Genomic DNA, 15,973 nt, shown 5'->3' with positions numbered 1-15,973 from the left:
TGCCACGACGACGACCCGGTCAATCTTGTTGGGGATTCAGCCATGGCTCCTCGCATGAATTTTTCGTGCTTTTCGGATTGTGTGAGCAGGAGGTTGTGCTGATGGCGGGGAATGGTCTGCGTTGACGTTTTGCCGCGCGCTCAACGCGGCGACGAGGTTTGGGCATCAAGTCCATTCTCGGTAACGGGGTGGGGGTCGAGGACGATCTGGGTTACAGTCGATCTTCAAGGGGCGGGTGGGCAAGTGGGTGTCGACGTTGCTGGCTGACATGGACAGGCTCGTCTCCGAGGTCTTCTGCGCGCAGGACTCGGCCTACGGTTCGTACAAGGTGCCGGGGACGGCAACGCGCGCGACCGGGGTCGAGCTGCTGAGCGACACCGTCTACCGCTACCGGCTCGTTGACCGCGGGACGAAGCAGGCTGTCACCGTGCAGTTCTACCTGGGCGTCTCCGAAGCGGGCGAGGGCCTGTGGAACCAGGAGTGGCGCGTTCTCCAGCGGGTGGCGTCGCTGCGCCACCCCGCGCTGCCGGAGTTCGTCGACGGCGGTTACATCGACGAGGCGGTGACGGCGCCGTTCGGTGTGCAGGGGTGCGCGTTCGTCATCACCCGCTCCGGGGGGCTTGATCAACTCTTCGAGGAGTCCGACCCCGAGGAGGGGATGCGGGCCGGGCTGAACGAGACGATCATCAACGACCTCAGCGTCAACCGCGCTGACACGGTGGGCCAGTTCATGGCGCTGGCGGACGCGCTCTCGGTGCTGCACGACATGGGGATCGTGCACCGCAACATCTGGCCCGGCACGATCGGGCAGGTCAGGACCGAGGACGGCATCCAGTTGGTGCTCACCCGCTTCGAGATGAGCAGCCTGGTGTCCAACCTGCTGCGCTCGACGCTGCTCGACGCCGGGGAGCGGGCCAGGCAGGCCAGGCTGCTGACGGTGGCGCAGGGGGCCGACGCGCTGGCCTACTTCTCCCCGGAGCGGATCACGTTCCTGCTGGTCGAGGGCGCTCGGCTGGAGGACCACCGGTCGGACATCTACGGCCTGGGGATGATGGTCGCGGAGTGGATGACCGGTCCGATCCCACCGGAGCTGATCGCGGGTGTCGCCGAGGCCATGACCTCGGGACCGGACCGAGGACCGGACCAGGAGCGGTTGCTGGTGGCGTCGCGGGCGGTCAACAGCCACCTGCGCAAGGCGGTGCAGGTGCTGCCGGGTCCGCTGGCGGCCCTGCTGCGCGACATGACCGAGTGGGACTCGGTCACCACGCGCCCCAGTGCGATCGATGTCGTCGGCAGGCTCAGCGACCACTACGAGCAGCTCACCGCGGAGACCGAGTACAACGGCACCCCGTACCTGATGGTGTTCATGCCGGAGGAGTGCCGCGACACCCTGCTGAAGTGGGAGCAGATCGACAACGACCCCGCCTCGGAGGAAGGGCTCGTGGAGACCGCCGAGTTCATCCTCTCCGACCTGCGCGGAGCCCGGGTCCTGCACATCCCCGGTGGCGCCGTGTCCTTCCTGGCCGGGCAGGACCCGGACAAGCTGCGCGCCGCCGAGCACGTCCTCCTCGGGACGGAGAACGCGTGGTTCTGCCGCCCGTGGTCCCCGGAGCGCGGCCGGGGGCGGATGGGCAAGCCCGACCCGAGGGCGCTGCTGGCCGCGTTCGTCATCAACCTCAACACCTCTCGTGGTCGCAGCTTGCGGGTGGCGGTGAAGAAGGCCCGCAAGCAACGGCTGGCGCCGGTGATCGACGTGGTGGCCTCCACGATCGACGTCGACGAGATGGCCGCTGAGCTCGACGGCAGGCCGTCGTGGCTGCCGCTGTTCGCCGCGGTCCGGGACGCGGCGCCGCTGACGAAGAACGAGCGCACCTACACCCAGGCGTTCGACTGGCTGCTCCAGTTCCAGCGGACCGAGCTGGAGTCCCGCCAGTACCCCTACGTCGCCGAGGGCGCGGGCGAGCGCGACCGCGTGCTGCTGCGCTTCGACGAGCAGCGCGACAAGCGCTGGCGGCACAGCTCGGCGTTCGCGACCCAGTTCGCCAACGAGACGAACCTGCGCCCGCCGATGGGCGACTTCTTCGCGGGCGCCAGCAACGAGGACGGCACGGTGACCGTGTCGCTGCGGGCCGACGACAGGGGCGTACCCGCGAGGACACCCTCCTTCGTGGGCGACTGCGTCCAGGCCAAGAGCGAGATGGTCGAGGTGGTCGCGGGCAAGCGCAGCGCGCGGATCCCCGAGCGCGGGTGGATCAGCCTCTCCGACGACTTCGGCTCCTGGGTGGCGCTCAACCGCCAGGACCAGGCCAAGTGGGAGCTGCTGGGCAACAGGCTCCTCGTCGACCAGCTCGCCAGGCCGAACGCGATGAACCCGCCCGCGCTGACCAAGCGCAGCACCAACGCGGAGGTGGCCGACGCGCTCGGCCGGACGGAACCGCTGTTCGCCCTGCAGGGCCCCCCGGGCACGGGGAAGACCGAGACCACCTCGGACGCCGTGGTCAGCTACCTCAACCGCGAACCAGGCGCCAGGGTGCTGGTGTCCACCCAGTCGAACTTCGCCCTCGACAACATCGCCGAACGGCTGCTCGGCAAGCTGGGGCTGCTCAACGGGTCGGGGTCCACGGCGAGAGGGGCCCAGGACGTGATCGCCGTGCGCGCCACGGGGATCCGCGGCGAGGACAAGGTCGACAGCGCGATCGCGCCGTTCCTGATCAACAACCTGGCCGAACTGCGCCAGGGCGACATCCTCAAGCGCACCAGGGAACTCCTGGCGGAGGCGGAGGCGGAGAACGACATCGGCACCCCGCTGCTGCTCAGCGGGTGGGAGGCGGCGATCCGCGACGGCCTGCCCGAGCTGATCGACCGGGTGCAGCGGGCCGCGAACCTGGTCTTCGCCACCTGCTCGTCGGCGACCCCGTCGGCGCTCGAGCGCTCGGCGGCCACCGACATCTTCGACCTGGTCGTCATCGAGGAGGCCGCCAAGGCCTGGCCCACCGAGCTGGCGATCCCGCTGAGCCGCGGCACCCGGTGGGCGCTGGTCGGCGACCACCGGCAGCTGCCTGCGCACCGCAGGCGGGAGATCGTGCAGTTCCTGGACCGCTGCGCGGCCTCGACCGACGACGACCTGCTGGTGCACGGGAACCGCAAGGACGACTACGTCAAGGTGTTCGACCTCTTCGGCAACCTCTTCGTCGACGGGCCCAAGCCCGTCGCACGACCGCCCCGGCACACCCTGCGGACCCAGTACCGGATGCGACCGGACATCTGCGAGATCGTCAGCAGGGCCTTCTACCCGGTGGAGCAGGCGGGCTCCGACGGGCACGTCGACCTCGACGCCGAGGGCATGCTGGCCACCGGCCGCGATGACGTTCCCGTGCTGCGCCACCCGCGGGTCGCGGCACGGCGCTCGGTCGTCTGGCTCGACACCAGCGCCGTGCCCTCCTGCGCGGAGCAACCGGCCTGGCAGAACCCGGGCGAGGTCCAGGTCGTGCGGTCCTTCCTCAGGTCGCTCAGCCCTGAGCCCGCGCGCGGCCGCCACGGGTACGGCGACCACCCCATCGCCGTGCTCACCCCCTACCGCAGGCAGGTGGAGCAGTTCAACTCCTGGGCTGAGACCCGCCCGCACGTCTCGACCATCCACGCCTTCCAAGGGCGCGAGGCCAACGTCGTCGTGGTGTCGCTGGTGCGCGACCGGGCCAGGCCGGACTCCGCTGACCGCCCCTGGGCCAACATCGGGCACCTGCACGAGCCGGAGCTGGTCAACGTGCTGTTCTCCCGCGCCCGCGAACACCTGGTCATCGTGGGCGCCTTCCAGCACTTCCACGACCACGGCGGTCCCATGTGGTCGGACGTGTGCGCCCTCGTCGAGCGATTCGGCACCGTGGTGCCCGCCGATGACCCGGAGGCGATCTGATGCCCGGCATCCGGGTGTTCCTCCCGTACGAGTCCGTCCAGGTCCGCATCCGGCTCGGGTACGGCACGGAGCTGTCCAGGATCGAGACCTCGGTGCTGCGCGGGATCGTGCTGCTGTGGCTGTCCAGGCGGGAGCCGGGGGAGACCGAGCGGGCGGCGGTGCCCGCCGAGCGCGCGGGCATAGGGCTGAGCACCCTGGTGGACCGGTTCAACCTGGGCGAGCGGATGACCCTCGACCTGATCTTCGACCTCTGGCGGCGCGAGTACGTCAGCCTCGACCTCTACCGCGGCTTGGTCGCGCCGACGCCGGACATCGTGCGGATCTTCCAAGCAGGCGGTGAGCGCGAGCTGGAGGGTGGCGAGTACACGCTGGAGACCGTCGACCTGTGGTTCGACCGCGTCAGCGGCCACCTCACCGGGCGGGCGGGCTACTCCCACCCGCCGAGCCGCGACGTGGTCGTGCCCGGTGATCGCCTGTTCAACGCCACCGTCGACAAGGTGAGCGGCGGTGCCGTCGTGCGCGCTGTGGAGGAGCTGCTGCGCGAGCGCAGGCTCGACCGGTCGTCCCCGGACGAGCCTGCCAAGCCGCAGGGGCGCGCCCAGCGCGTCCTGGAGACCAGGATCGTCCCCGCGGCCCTCGCACCCGCTGCGGTCAGGAGGGCGTGGTTCCCGATCGACATCACCGCCCGCGAGGACCCGGTGAGCGGTGACCTGCGGGTGACCGCCGCGGAGGACTCCTTCCGCAGCGCCGCGCAGTACCAGCGGATCGGCAGGCTCCTCGGCCAGTTCATCCAGCAGCGCCCGCGGCACGCCTTCGCCGCCAAGGTGCGCGGGACCGCGGAGTCCAGGTTGGCCGATCCCCCGTCGCTCGACCGGAGCATCGACAAGCTGCTCGCCCTGACCGAGGACGCGCAGACCGCCGCGGCAGGAACGAGGACCGCGCTGCACCAGCAGCTGGAAGACGCCATCGCCACCACCAGGAACCAAATCGCCGCCCGCGTGGACGGGGAGGTCCAGGTCGACCTGGTGCGCTCGTGCGCCGACCACCGCGAGGCGGTGCGCTCGGTCATCCGCCGCGCCGAGCGGCAGCTGGTCATCGTGGTCTCCTCCCTGCGCTACGAGGGCGTGGCCGACCTGCTGCCCGCGCTCCAGGACGCCGTGCTGCACGGTGTCCAGCTCGTGCTCCTGTGGAACCGGCGGCGCGCGGAGGCCGCCGACGACAGGGTGGACAACGCGTTCCAGGAACTCCGGCTGCGGGCGGCCGACCACCACCTCAACGACTCGAACGTGCTGGTGGCGCGCAAGCCCTCGAACGTGAACGCGAACTTCGTGGTCGCCGACGACCACACCGCCCTCCTCGGCGGGTACTCCTTCCTCGGCAAGCTCGACAGGGGAGCCGACCACCTCGCCGCCGTCATCTCCGCGTCGGGGTCCGGCACCTGCCAGTTCGCCGGGGAGCTGCTGCGCTGGGCCCGCACGGCCGCCCCCGACGCGGTGACCGCCGCAGCGGTCCGCTTCCGCACGAGGGACTTCCGCCCCGACCCCCCGCCCCCCGCCTCGGCGGGCCTCACCTGGCTGCCCCTGCCCACCCCGCTCGACCAGGACGTCACCGCCGCCGATGCCACGGCCAGGGCATGGGCACTGGCCTGGCGCCGGTGCACCACCGAGGTGACGAGGGTGCTGGCCGGGCGGACGCTGCCCTCGGCCACCCTCGTCGAGGACACCGGGCACCGGGACGCGTTCTGGGACGGCCTCCGCGCCGCGACCCGGCAGGTGGTGGTCTCCGGGGAGCGGCTGTCGTCGAAGGTCGTGAACAAGCGGCTGCTGGACCTGGTTCGCGAGCGGGTGGCCTTGGGCACCCGCGTGGACGTGTTCCACAGGTACGTGGAAAAGGGCTCCGACGACGCCAGGCTGGAACTGGCCGCGGCCGCCGAGGGGTCGTCGGCGCTGCTGCGCTCGCGCAGGGTCGAGGCCACGTCACGAGCACTGGTCTGCGATGACGACGCCGTCATCGGCAGCTTCGACTTCCTGGCCCACGAGGGCTTCCACAGCGCCGGACCCGGCCGGAGGCTGCCCGCTGAGTTGAGCGTGCGGATCTCCGGCGGGGACGTGGCGAGCCGCGTCGCCGCCGAACTGGGCGGGGTCTCCGTGGCACCCCGTCGCCGGACCGTCCCCGCGCTCGACGGCGTCAGCACGCGTGGTCATCGATTGCTGGCGGAGCTGGACGCCTGCACCGACCCGGCGGCGAGGGCCGACCTGGTCGTCGACGCGGTGGGGGCGGGGTCGAGCCCGGCGACGTTGTTGTCGGAACTGCGGGTCGTCGGAGCGAGCACCGATGTCCTGCGCCTGGTCACGGCGGCGGCTCTGCGGGGTCGCCTCGCGGCGGTCCCGCAAGACCTGGTCCAGTGGGCCCACTGGCTCATCGAGGACCTGTGGGCCGAGCGCCGCTTCGTGGAGGCGTGGGTGCTGCGGCTGTCCCAGCCTGCTTCCCCCCTGCCGGAGGCGTTGTGCTTCGCGGGGGCCGCTGCCGGGACGGACTGGGTCGCGGAGGCGCTGTCGACCGCCGCGGTGGAGGACGACCTGACCCCCGCCGTCGCCGCAGCGCTCATCGCCCACGCCACCTCCCAGGTGTTGGCCTGGCCGGGCGGGCCGCGGTCGGTGGTCCGGGCGGATGTCGCGCACGAGCTGCGGGAGGTGCTGCGCTCGCTGGAGGGGACCGAGGGCATGGCGAGGTGCTGGCGCAGGTTGGCCAGGGCCGTCGTGGACCTGCCGCCCGCCGTGGACGACCCGGGCGCCGCTGCCCTGGCGCGCGTCGAGCTGCTCAAGCACAGGCGCGAGAGCGCACTGGCCGAGGCGTGGGAGGCGGCGGCCGAGGCGCAGGCGGCCGCGGCCCAGGTGCTCTTCACCTTCGAGGTCGGCATCAAGACCCACGGTCGCCTGTTCCACCCCAACGGCCTGTTCGGGCATCTCCAGGACATCATCGACCGCAGGGACCTCACGGCCGCCGCGGAGTGGGTCCAGCGGCCCGAAGTGGGGAACCTGCCCGCGTTCCTCGACAGGACGTCGGCGGGTGTGGTGGCGATCGGGCACAAGAAGAACACGATCCACAGCACCAAGCGGTGGGCCTACCTGAACCGCCTCAGCGCTGTGCGGGATGCTGCGCAGGTCGTCGCCGCGTTCGCCACCGGCAACTCGGCCGAGGGCAGGCACCAGGTCGAGGTGACGCGCCCGTTCGCCGTCGCGCTGGCCGACCTGTGGTCTCACCTGCGCGCCGACCTGGCCTCGCACCCGGCCCCCGAGCGCCACCTGACCGACCACGCGTTGGATTCGATGAAGGACATCCTCGATTGGGGGATCCGTGAGCGGGGCTGACGAGCGACTCCTGGCGGAGGTGGCCGGGCAGGCGAGGGCGGCGTGGCGGCGGCCGCGGCTGTTCGCCGTCGCCGCGAACGGGGTTGACGCCGATGCGGCCGAGGCGTTGCTCGATGACCTGCTCCGGCCGGTGGCCGATGTGGGTGACGGCGTGCAGCGGCTGATCGACAGCGGGGACTTCGCGGCCGCCAAGCGGATGCTGGCCCTGCCCGGGCTCGGCCTTTCCGCTGAGGAGACCGCCGAGCTGACCGGCCGGGTCCACCGCCGGGTCGCGGGGGTCCGCGCCGAGCTGCGACCACTGGCCCACCGGCTGGAGATCAGGGCCCGGGCGCTGGGGTTGTCCGAGGCCGAGCAGCCCTGGGCAGCCCTCGTCGAGGACTCCGAGAGCGAGGCCAAGGCCGCGCTGGAGGAATTCCGGGCACAGCTCGACAGCCTGACCTCGGAGCTGCGCGCGAGCATCGAGGCGGGGTTCGACGGTCTCGACGCCGAACGGCGAGCGGGCGCGAAAGCGTGCCTGGAGGCCGGGGAGTACGCGGTCGCCCAGCGGATCGTCACCGACCTCGACACCGAGTCCTGGCGGGGCAACCCGACCGCCGTGGCCAACCCGCCTCGGTGGGAGTACGGGCGGTTCTCCGACCCGCTGGTGCTGAGGTGGTTCACCGGCGTGGAGAAGGCGCCCCCTGATTTCGAGCTGCACCTGCCCGTCGACGAGCCGGGGCGTCGGTTGATCGCGGCCCTGGCCGCTGTCCACGAGGCCGTGGACGAGCGGTCCGCACTGGAGTTGGCCGACGCGCTCGACGGCGCGGTCGAGGAGTCCCCGATCAAGCACCGCGTCACCAGGGCCGGGCAGGGGTTCACGGTGGCGCTCCACGGTTTCCACGACTTCGGCCTGGACTGGCTGGCGCTGCCGAGGAGCCTGCCGCTGCACATCGGTCCGGACGCCCCGGTTCCGGACGGGAGCACGGTGCTGTGGTTGGACACCGCGGGGGGCGGCGAGGCGCCGGACGGCGTGGCCCGGCTGGAGCCGCGGTTGCTGTTCCGGTTGATGGAACGTGATCTCGCGGGCCGGGCGCCGACCCCGAGGTGGCGCAAGATCAACGTTCTCCGCGCCGTCTGCGCCCAGCTGTCCTTCGACCGGGTGGTGCGCCCGCTCGACGAGAGCCTGGATGACCGCGCCGCTGTCCGCGCCACCCTGCTGTGGGTGTTCGACCTGTTGGGGCTGCGCGCCTCGCCCGAGGTGCCGGACATGGTGATGTACTACACCGCCGAGGTGCCCGCCGCCCTGGCCGCGGTGCTGCGCAAGCTCAGCCAGGTCGTGCGCAGGCCGGGCAGGCTCACCCACGACGACCTGACCGAGCTGCGGTCGGACGTCGACTCGGTGGAGGCCGTGCGCGCGGCGGTGTTCGCACCGCTGGTCGACGACCGGGCGGCGGGGGTGGTGTGCGCCGCGCTGCTGCTCTGCGCCGCTCGCCTCGGGCGCGACCGGGTTCCGCACGGCGAGCTGGACCACGAGGTGGAGCAGCTGACCCTGCAGTTCATGGTGGAGTACGAGCGCGACTGGGGCCGCGCCCCGGAGTGGTACCTCGACCAGGCGCGGCTCGACGTCGACGCGGCCGTGCTCAGGTTGGAGGACGTCGGTCTCGCCCTGCCCGGCACCGAGATCGGGCTGCCGGGTCAGGGATTGGTGACCCTGCTCGCCGGGGAGCACCTCACGTCGTGGGCGGTGGCGGAGCTGCACCGGTTGCACCGGGATGTCGACGAGGTCGAAGAACACGCGCGATTGGTCCTGCTGGCCCGCACCGAGCGGCAGAACCGGCACGTCCGCAGCGGCTACGAGTACTCCCTGGGCCTGCTGGAGGAGGAGCTCGGCCGCACCAGCGAGCCGACCAGGCGCCAGCGGCTCGAGCGCAGGATAGCCACGCACCACGAGCTCATCGCGCAGGTCGAGGCCATCGAGCGCCACGACGTCAACTCGCTGCTGCGCGCCACCGACGTCGACCTCATCGACCTGGTCGCGGTCCAGGTGGAGGTGGAGAAGGCCGCCGGGCGGATGGCGGTGACCCTGGTCGACCACACCGACGGCCACGCCGTCGTCCACGCCGTCGAACTGCTCGTCCGGCTGGCCGTGGTCGACCTGCTGCACAACGCCGAGCAGGCCATGCGCGGCGCGGACTCGCCCCGCCGCGTCGTGCGCGTCACCGTGCGCCACCGCACCGACGCGGTGGAGCGGTTCGCGGTGGTCGACATCGAGGACAGCGGCCCTGGCTTCGGCAACGTCCCCAGGGTCGAGTTGGACCACGCGCGCCACCGCGCCGGGATGCCCGGCGGGGAGGGGCTGCGGCTGGTCCAGCGCAACCTGCAGGCGAGCCGGGGCCGCCTAAAGGTGCTCGGCACCCGGTCGAGCCTCGGCGGCGCCCACGTGGCGATCTGGCTACCGCTGGCGGACTGACCACATCACCTGGTCAGGCGGTCGACGGTGTCCAGCAGGTCGGTCAGCGGGCCGTGCTCGTCGTTCGCCTTGATGATCACGCTGTCCACGCCCAGCCGGAGTTTGATGTTGTCCAGGTCGCCGTGCGGGAGCCCCGCCGACATGAAGGCGATCGGCATGCCCGGTCGCAGCGCGCGCAGGTCTCGCACGACGGCTTCGCCGTAGGCGTCGGCCATGCCGTCGGTGAGGTGGCGGTCGACCAGCGCGCAGGCGAAGTCGAGCGGGTGCTGCTCCCGCACCATCGTGTTCCACTGCGCGATCGACTCCACCACGTGGCAGTCGTAGCGAGCCCCGAGGACCAGTGCCACGCTCTGCCCGATCAGGTCGTCGACCACCAGGACCCGTTTGCGGTCCGGTCGCGCGGCTGACGCGCCCGACCAGCGCCCCGACTCCCGGTGGAACACCTCGCAGAACGCCGCCCACCGGGTCAACCCCGCCCGTGCGCCGCTGGTCATGCCGAGGACGTGGTCGACCAACCGGTTCCTGGCGGACATCACCTCCACCCACGCCCCCGCCCGGATGGCCAACTGGTTGTCCGCGGGGTTGCCCCGCCACATCCCGAGCAGCGCATCGACCTCCTCGACCGCCGACCCCGCTGTCAGCTCGTCAACCCCGCTCCGGAACGCCCACGCGTCGATCTCCGCCACATCCACCTTGAGCACGTACGGGCCGCCCGCCGGGGGGGACGCGACATCGACGATCCGCCGCAACCTGCTGACGGCCTTGGCCACGTGGTTGCTCTCCTGCGGGCCCCAGATCGCCTCGTGCAACCACGCCTTCGTCCGCCCCGCCGGGCCCGCGAGGGCCAGCGCGACGAGCAGGTCGGCGTTGAGCTTGCGCAGGGCCGTGCGCTCCCCGTCAGGGAGCAGGACGGTCGGTGGGCCGAGGATGGCCACGCGAAAACCGCTCGACAGGGGCGCCCGCATGCGGTGATCATAACGAGGCCGAGCAGGGAGGATGACGGCTTGGTGACCAGTCGCGCGCGCCCGCGGTGACGGTCCTGGCGGGGGTCACCGGGATGTCACCGCTCAAGTCGTTCGAGACGTCATCGGTGCGGCCGCACTCTCTGGGCATGAAGAAGCGACACGCCTTGTCCGGAGCCGCATTCGCGGCTACCCCCTCTGCCCTGGTCGGTGCCGCCGTCACCACCGGGTCGTCCTGGCTGTACGCCGCCGCACTGGTGGCGACGGCCCTCCCCGTGGCGGCCTCGCTGCTGTGGCGCTGCATCTTCGCGGCCAAGCCCGCCGCTGTCCGACGTGATCTGCTGGAACTCGTCAAGATCGAGAACCAGTGATGGCGGCCCGTTGCGCGGGTTTCCGCCGTCGGACGACCAGTGGGCAACCACGGGGAACATCCCAAAACGACGGCAGCCATCATCGGCAGCCGCGCGAGCGCGGGACTCAGGTGGGCCGCCTGGGAGGGCGAATGCCTGATCACGGGCGATCGCGGCTTGAGCCCGAAGGGCTCTGGTGCTGGGGACTCCGATCAGGAGCCGGTCACTTGCCCCGCCGTCCACGCCCACACCAATCTGGTGTCTGCGCCAGGTGTCCACCAACGTGCGAGGACTATTCGCGGTGGTCCGCACCCCCCGCAAACGGGTTGCTCGACGCGCTGGGGCCATCGCTGCTACTGGGACTACCGCAGCGTCATCACAGTGATGACCTGCTGCCGGGTAAATCGAGGAGTCTCTGTTGTCGGCGCCTTCTCGATATTGCGGTGTGTTTTTACCGAACTGATTCTTGTTTCAGTGTCGCGTGGTGTTCGGGGTAACTCCAATGGGCTAGTTACGCGTTCGCTTTATTCGTGCTTCACTTCCCCGGTCTTGGCGAATGGGTCCCGCATGGGGCCTGGATGGCTCTGGGGGCTTCCACGTGAAGGCTGTACTTGGCATGCGCACGTCCCTGTCCAGGGGACTCCTGGCTGCGCTGTGCGCTTCCGCGGTGACGGTGGTGGGTGTCGTCGTGCCCGCGTCCGCTGAGACGCGGACCGCGGCACCCGCTGCGGCGACGGGAGCTGTGGACGAGGTGTCCGCTCAGGCGGCTGCCCGGCGGTCGGGCGCTCCTGTGGTGGTCGGCGGGAAGGTGACCGAGACCGAGGAGGTCGTCGCCAACCCCGATGGCAGCTTCACCCTGCGCTCCTACGAGCGGCCGGTGCGGGTGCGCTCGGGGGCGGGGTGGACGCCGGTGGACACCACGCTGGTGGTGCGGTCGGACGGGACCATCGCGCCCCGGGCCGCCGCGGTGGACCTGGCGATCTCCGGGGGTGGTGCGGGTTCCGCGGCCAAGCCCCTGGTGCGCATGGCCCACCAGGGCAAGGAGGTGGGGCTCGGGTGGTCGTCAGACCTGCCGGTGCCTCGGCTCGACGGGCCCGTCGCCACCTACCCCGAGGTCCTGCCGGGCGTGGACCTGCGGGTGACCGCGGACGTCCTGGGGTTCTCGGAGGTCCTGGTGGTCAAGAGCGCCGAGGCCGCGCGCAACCCCGCGCTGCGCAAGGTGTCGTTCCGGTCGCACACCAAGGGCACCCGGGTGCGGGCCGTCCCCGGTGCGGCGAGCGCCGACAAGCCGAACCTGGAGGTGCTGGACGACGCGGGCGCCCCGGTGTTCACCGGCGGCTCCACCCGGATGTGGGACTCCGGTGACGACGGCGGCCGGGGCGCGGGCAAGGGCCGCCGCACCGCGGCGATGGGCACCGAGCTGGGCGCGGGCACCGTGTCGATCGTGCCGGACCAGGCCTTCCTGAACGACCCGGCGACCACCTACCCGGTGTTCCTGGACCCCGACTACAGCTGCTCGGCATGCGGCAAGGCGGCGCACACCGTGGTGCAGTCCGGCTACCCGAACGCGGCCAACTGGAACGCCACCGGCGGTTCGCTCAACGACCTGAAGTCGGGGTACCAGACCACCGACTCCTCCGGCATCTCCCGCACCTACCTGCGCATGAACAGCAGCGCCATCGCGGGCAAGGACATCAAGTGGGCGACGTTGAACACGACGTTGAACTACTCCTGGTGGGGGTCGGCCAACGCCAAGCCCACCGAGCTCTACCTGGTGAACCCGATCGGCCCCGGCACGACGTGGAACGCGCAGCCGGGCGGGTGGGTCTACCAGGGCAACAGCAACACCACCAACCAGGGCCAGGCGGCCAACGTCGCCATGCAGTTCCCGGCGACGGCGGCGGCGACCTCGTCGGCGGCGGGCGGGTGGCCCGACATCACGTTCCTGCTCAAGGGCGAGCAGGAGGGCAACACCTACTCGTGGCGCAGGTTCGGGCTCAACCCCTACCTGGAGGTGCACTACAACTCCGTGCCCAACAACCCCGTCGGGCACGCGATGGAGCGCGGGTCCGTGCCGTGCGTCAAGGGTGCCAACCGGCCGTGGATCGCCACCAAGACCCCGACCGTGCAGGCCTGGGTGTCCGACCCCGACGGCGGCTCGCTCGGGGTGAAGGTGGCCACCAGCGGCGGCCCGTACGGCCAGGACACCCCCGGCTCCTACCGCGACAACTTCAGCTCGGTGCCGTGGATCGGCACCCCGGGCCCCAACGCGGGGGCGCTGGCGCAGGTGACCGTGCCCGCCGGGTGGATCGGCGCCGACGGCATCTACAAGTGGGCGGTGAAGGTCACCGACGGCGAGCGGGAGTCGCCGCGGTGGGACTGGGACTGCGAGTTCTCCGTGGACAGCACCGTGCCGCTGGCCCCCGTCCTGGCGCCGTCCAACTCCCCGCAGAACCAGGGTGACACCGCGGCGTTCACGGTGAAGGTCGACATGGCCACCAGCGGCTTCTACGACATCGACCGGTTCGTCTACACCACCGACGGCAGCGAGCCGTCGACCCAGGGCTCCCCGTCCGTGGCGGCGGTGCAGGGCACCGACAGCGCGGGCAAGCCGATCGCCACCGCCGCGCTGAACACCACCGCGGTGTACGCCACGCAGAACCTGGTGAAGGTCCGCGCGGTGAACAAGGCGGGGACCCCCGGGCCCAACGCGAGCTGCGCGGGCGGCCTGGTGGCCAGCGGCGCGTCCTGCGCGTACGTGGTGGCCCCGCTGACCTCGGCCGCCCTGCTCAAGGGCGCCTGGTCGATCGACGACACCTGGGGCACCTCGGCCAGCGACCAGGTCGGCGCGCTCAACCCCGGCCAGACCCCGCACCCGCTGGCGCTGCGCGGCGACGCGGCGTGGGCGCAGGGCTGGAGCAAGGGCAACTCCTGGACCCAGACCGACGAACTGGGCCTCAAGGACGGCACCCGGGGCGGGATGTTCCTGACCTCCACCGGGTTCCTGGAGACCTCGGCACCGGTGCTCAACACCGCGCAGTCGTTCTCGGTGGCGGCGTGGGTGTACATGACCGACGCCAACACCTTCCACACCGTGCTGTCGCAGGACGGGAACTCCGTCAGCTCGTTCTTCCTGCAGTACAACCACACACAGAACAAGTGGGCCGTCGTGATGCCCTCCACGGACCAGTCCGGCGTCGCCGCCACGGTGGCCACGTCCTCGGACAGCTCGGCGGTGCCGCTGCTGAACACCTGGACGCACCTGACCGCCACCTACGACGCGCCCGCCAAGCAGGTCTCCCTCTACGTCGACGGCCGCAAGGTCGGGTCGGCGACCGGGTCGACCGCGGCGTGGAACGCCACCGGCCCGTTCGTCTTCGGCGCGGGCAAGTACAACGGCAACCGGGTCGACCACTTCCCCGGCACCGTCGACGACGCCCAGGCCTGGCAGCGGGTGCTGTCCCCGCAGGACGTGCACGACCTGGCCAACACCGCCGTCCCGCGCGCCGCCTACGGCCTGGGTGAGGGCGCGGGCCCGAAGCTGGCCACCGGTGCCACCGGCAACGAGTTCGACGGCGACTACGTGCCCGCGCCGGTGCCCTCGCTGCAGGGCTACTGGAAGTTCGACGAGGGCACCGGCACGACCACCGCCGACTCCAGCAACAACGGGGCGGGCTACGAGAACAACATGATCACCACCGGCGCCCAGTGGGTGCCGGGCAAGACCGGCACCGCGCTGCGCTACAACGGCACGACCGGCAGCTTCAGCCACTCGACCTCCCGGGCGGTCAACACCTCCCAGTCGTTCACCGTCTCGGCGTGGGTGAAGCTGGGCAGCCTGCAGGGCTACCAGGCGGTCGTCGGCCAGTCCGGCACCACCCGGCCGGGCTTCCAGCTGCGGTACTCGCCCGACGTGCAGGCCTGGATCTTCGGGCTCAACCGCGAGGACTCCAGCTCCACGGCGACCGACTGGGTGTACCGGGACGGCAGCGCCACCACCACGGGGACGTGGACGATGGTGACCGGCGTCTACAACAACGACTCCAAGCAGCTGCTGATGTACCTCGACGGGGTGCTGGTCGCCCAGCGGTCCTACGGCGGGGTGCCCTGGGACGCGACCGGCAACGTGACCGTGGGCGCCTACGAGTTCAGCGGCAACCCGGTGCACCCGTTCAACGGCGACATCGACAACGTGCAGCTGTGGCAGCGGGCGCTGACGGCCAGCCAGGTCGCGGGCCTGGCCGGGCGCTCCTACTCCAACGGCACCTGGAGCCTGGGCACGCCGACGGCCACGGCAAGCGGCTCGGTCGCGCAGGTGGCCACCGCCGACGCCGCCTACACCGAGTTCACCGGTTCCGGTGGCCGGGTGGCCTGGACGCGACCGGACTTCCTCTACACCACGAAGTCCTACACGGTCGAGGCGTGGGTGCGCGACGACGGCATCACCGGCACGGGCACCGCGGTGACCATCGCCGACGCCTCCGGCTCGCCGATGGCGCTGGAGCGGCGCTCGGAGGCGGGTGGCCGGTGGGCGTTCACCATCACCGGTCCCGGCGGGCGCACGCTGTTCAGCGACGCCGCCCCGACGGGTCTCTGGACGCACTTGGCGGGCAGCTACGACGCCACGACCAAGACCGCCTGCTTCTGGGTCAACGGCCAGCTCCAAGCCACCGAGCGGACGTCCTCCGGCGCTGCGCAGGGGGTGACCGGGTGCTCGACCGGGGTCAGCAGCCAGAACAACTGGGGCCAGGTCGTGGCCGGGGCGGGCAACGCCTCCGGCACCCCGACGACACCGTGGCGCGGTGGCCTCGCGGGCATCCGGCTCTACGCGGGGCTGCGCGTGGAGAAGCAGATCAAGGACGACCAGACCACCGACGACCCGCGGGCCCTGTTCAGGGCGGGCACCTGAGGCCCGGCCCTCCCACGGG

The 15,973-nt window shown here is 71.5% G+C and carries 6 protein-coding genes; 5 read left to right on the top strand and 1 reads right to left on the bottom strand.

Annotated features, from left to right (window positions below):
• The first annotated feature begins 268 nt into the window (after positions 1–268).
• Genes BJP25_RS18660 through BJP25_RS18650 form a run of 3 tightly spaced genes read left to right on the top strand, consistent with a single transcriptional unit; the run spans position 269 to position 9,733 of the window.
• Entirely contained in the window at positions 269–3,913 is a 3,645-nt protein-coding gene (locus BJP25_RS18660; RefSeq protein ID WP_143219175.1) for an AAA domain-containing protein, read from the top strand.
• Positions 3,913–7,284, top strand: coding sequence for a phospholipase D-like domain-containing protein (locus tag BJP25_RS34235; RefSeq protein ID WP_075976262.1), 3,372 nt, complete (start codon positions 3,913–3,915; stop codon positions 7,282–7,284). Before BJP25_RS18660 ends, BJP25_RS34235 begins: the two co-directional genes overlap by 1 nt.
• Complete coding sequence (locus tag BJP25_RS18650; protein ID WP_075976261.1) at positions 7,271–9,733, top strand: ATP-binding protein; 2,463 nt, start codon at positions 7,271–7,273, stop codon at positions 9,731–9,733. The genes BJP25_RS34235 and BJP25_RS18650 overlap by 14 nt, the downstream gene beginning before the upstream one ends.
• 5 nt (positions 9,734–9,738) lie before the next feature.
• On the opposite strand, the gene BJP25_RS18645 is transcribed toward BJP25_RS18650, so the two are convergent.
• Positions 9,739–10,698 (bottom strand): DNA-binding transcriptional response regulator, encoded by a 960-nt coding sequence (locus BJP25_RS18645; RefSeq protein WP_143219173.1) that lies wholly within the window; start codon positions 10,696–10,698, stop codon positions 9,739–9,741.
• A gap of 146 nt (positions 10,699–10,844) precedes the next feature.
• On the opposite strand from BJP25_RS18645, the gene BJP25_RS18640 reads away from it, so the two are divergent.
• Both BJP25_RS18640 and BJP25_RS18635 read left to right on the top strand, forming a co-directional pair.
• A complete protein-coding gene (locus BJP25_RS18640) occupies positions 10,845–11,066 on the top strand; it encodes a hypothetical protein (RefSeq protein ID WP_143219172.1) in 222 nt (73 codons plus the stop codon).
• Positions 11,067–11,853: 787 nt separating this feature from the next.
• Positions 11,854–15,954: a LamG domain-containing protein gene (locus BJP25_RS18635; RefSeq protein ID WP_143219171.1), complete on the top strand. Its 4,101-nt coding sequence runs from the start codon at positions 11,854–11,856 to the stop codon at positions 15,952–15,954.
• Positions 15,955–15,973: the final 19 nt, after the last annotated feature.

The sequence above is a fragment of the Actinokineospora bangkokensis genome, from assembly GCF_001940455.1.
Classification (GTDB): domain Bacteria; phylum Actinomycetota; class Actinomycetes; order Mycobacteriales; family Pseudonocardiaceae; genus Actinokineospora; species Actinokineospora bangkokensis.
This window is presented reverse-complemented; position numbering and strand designations above follow the sequence as displayed.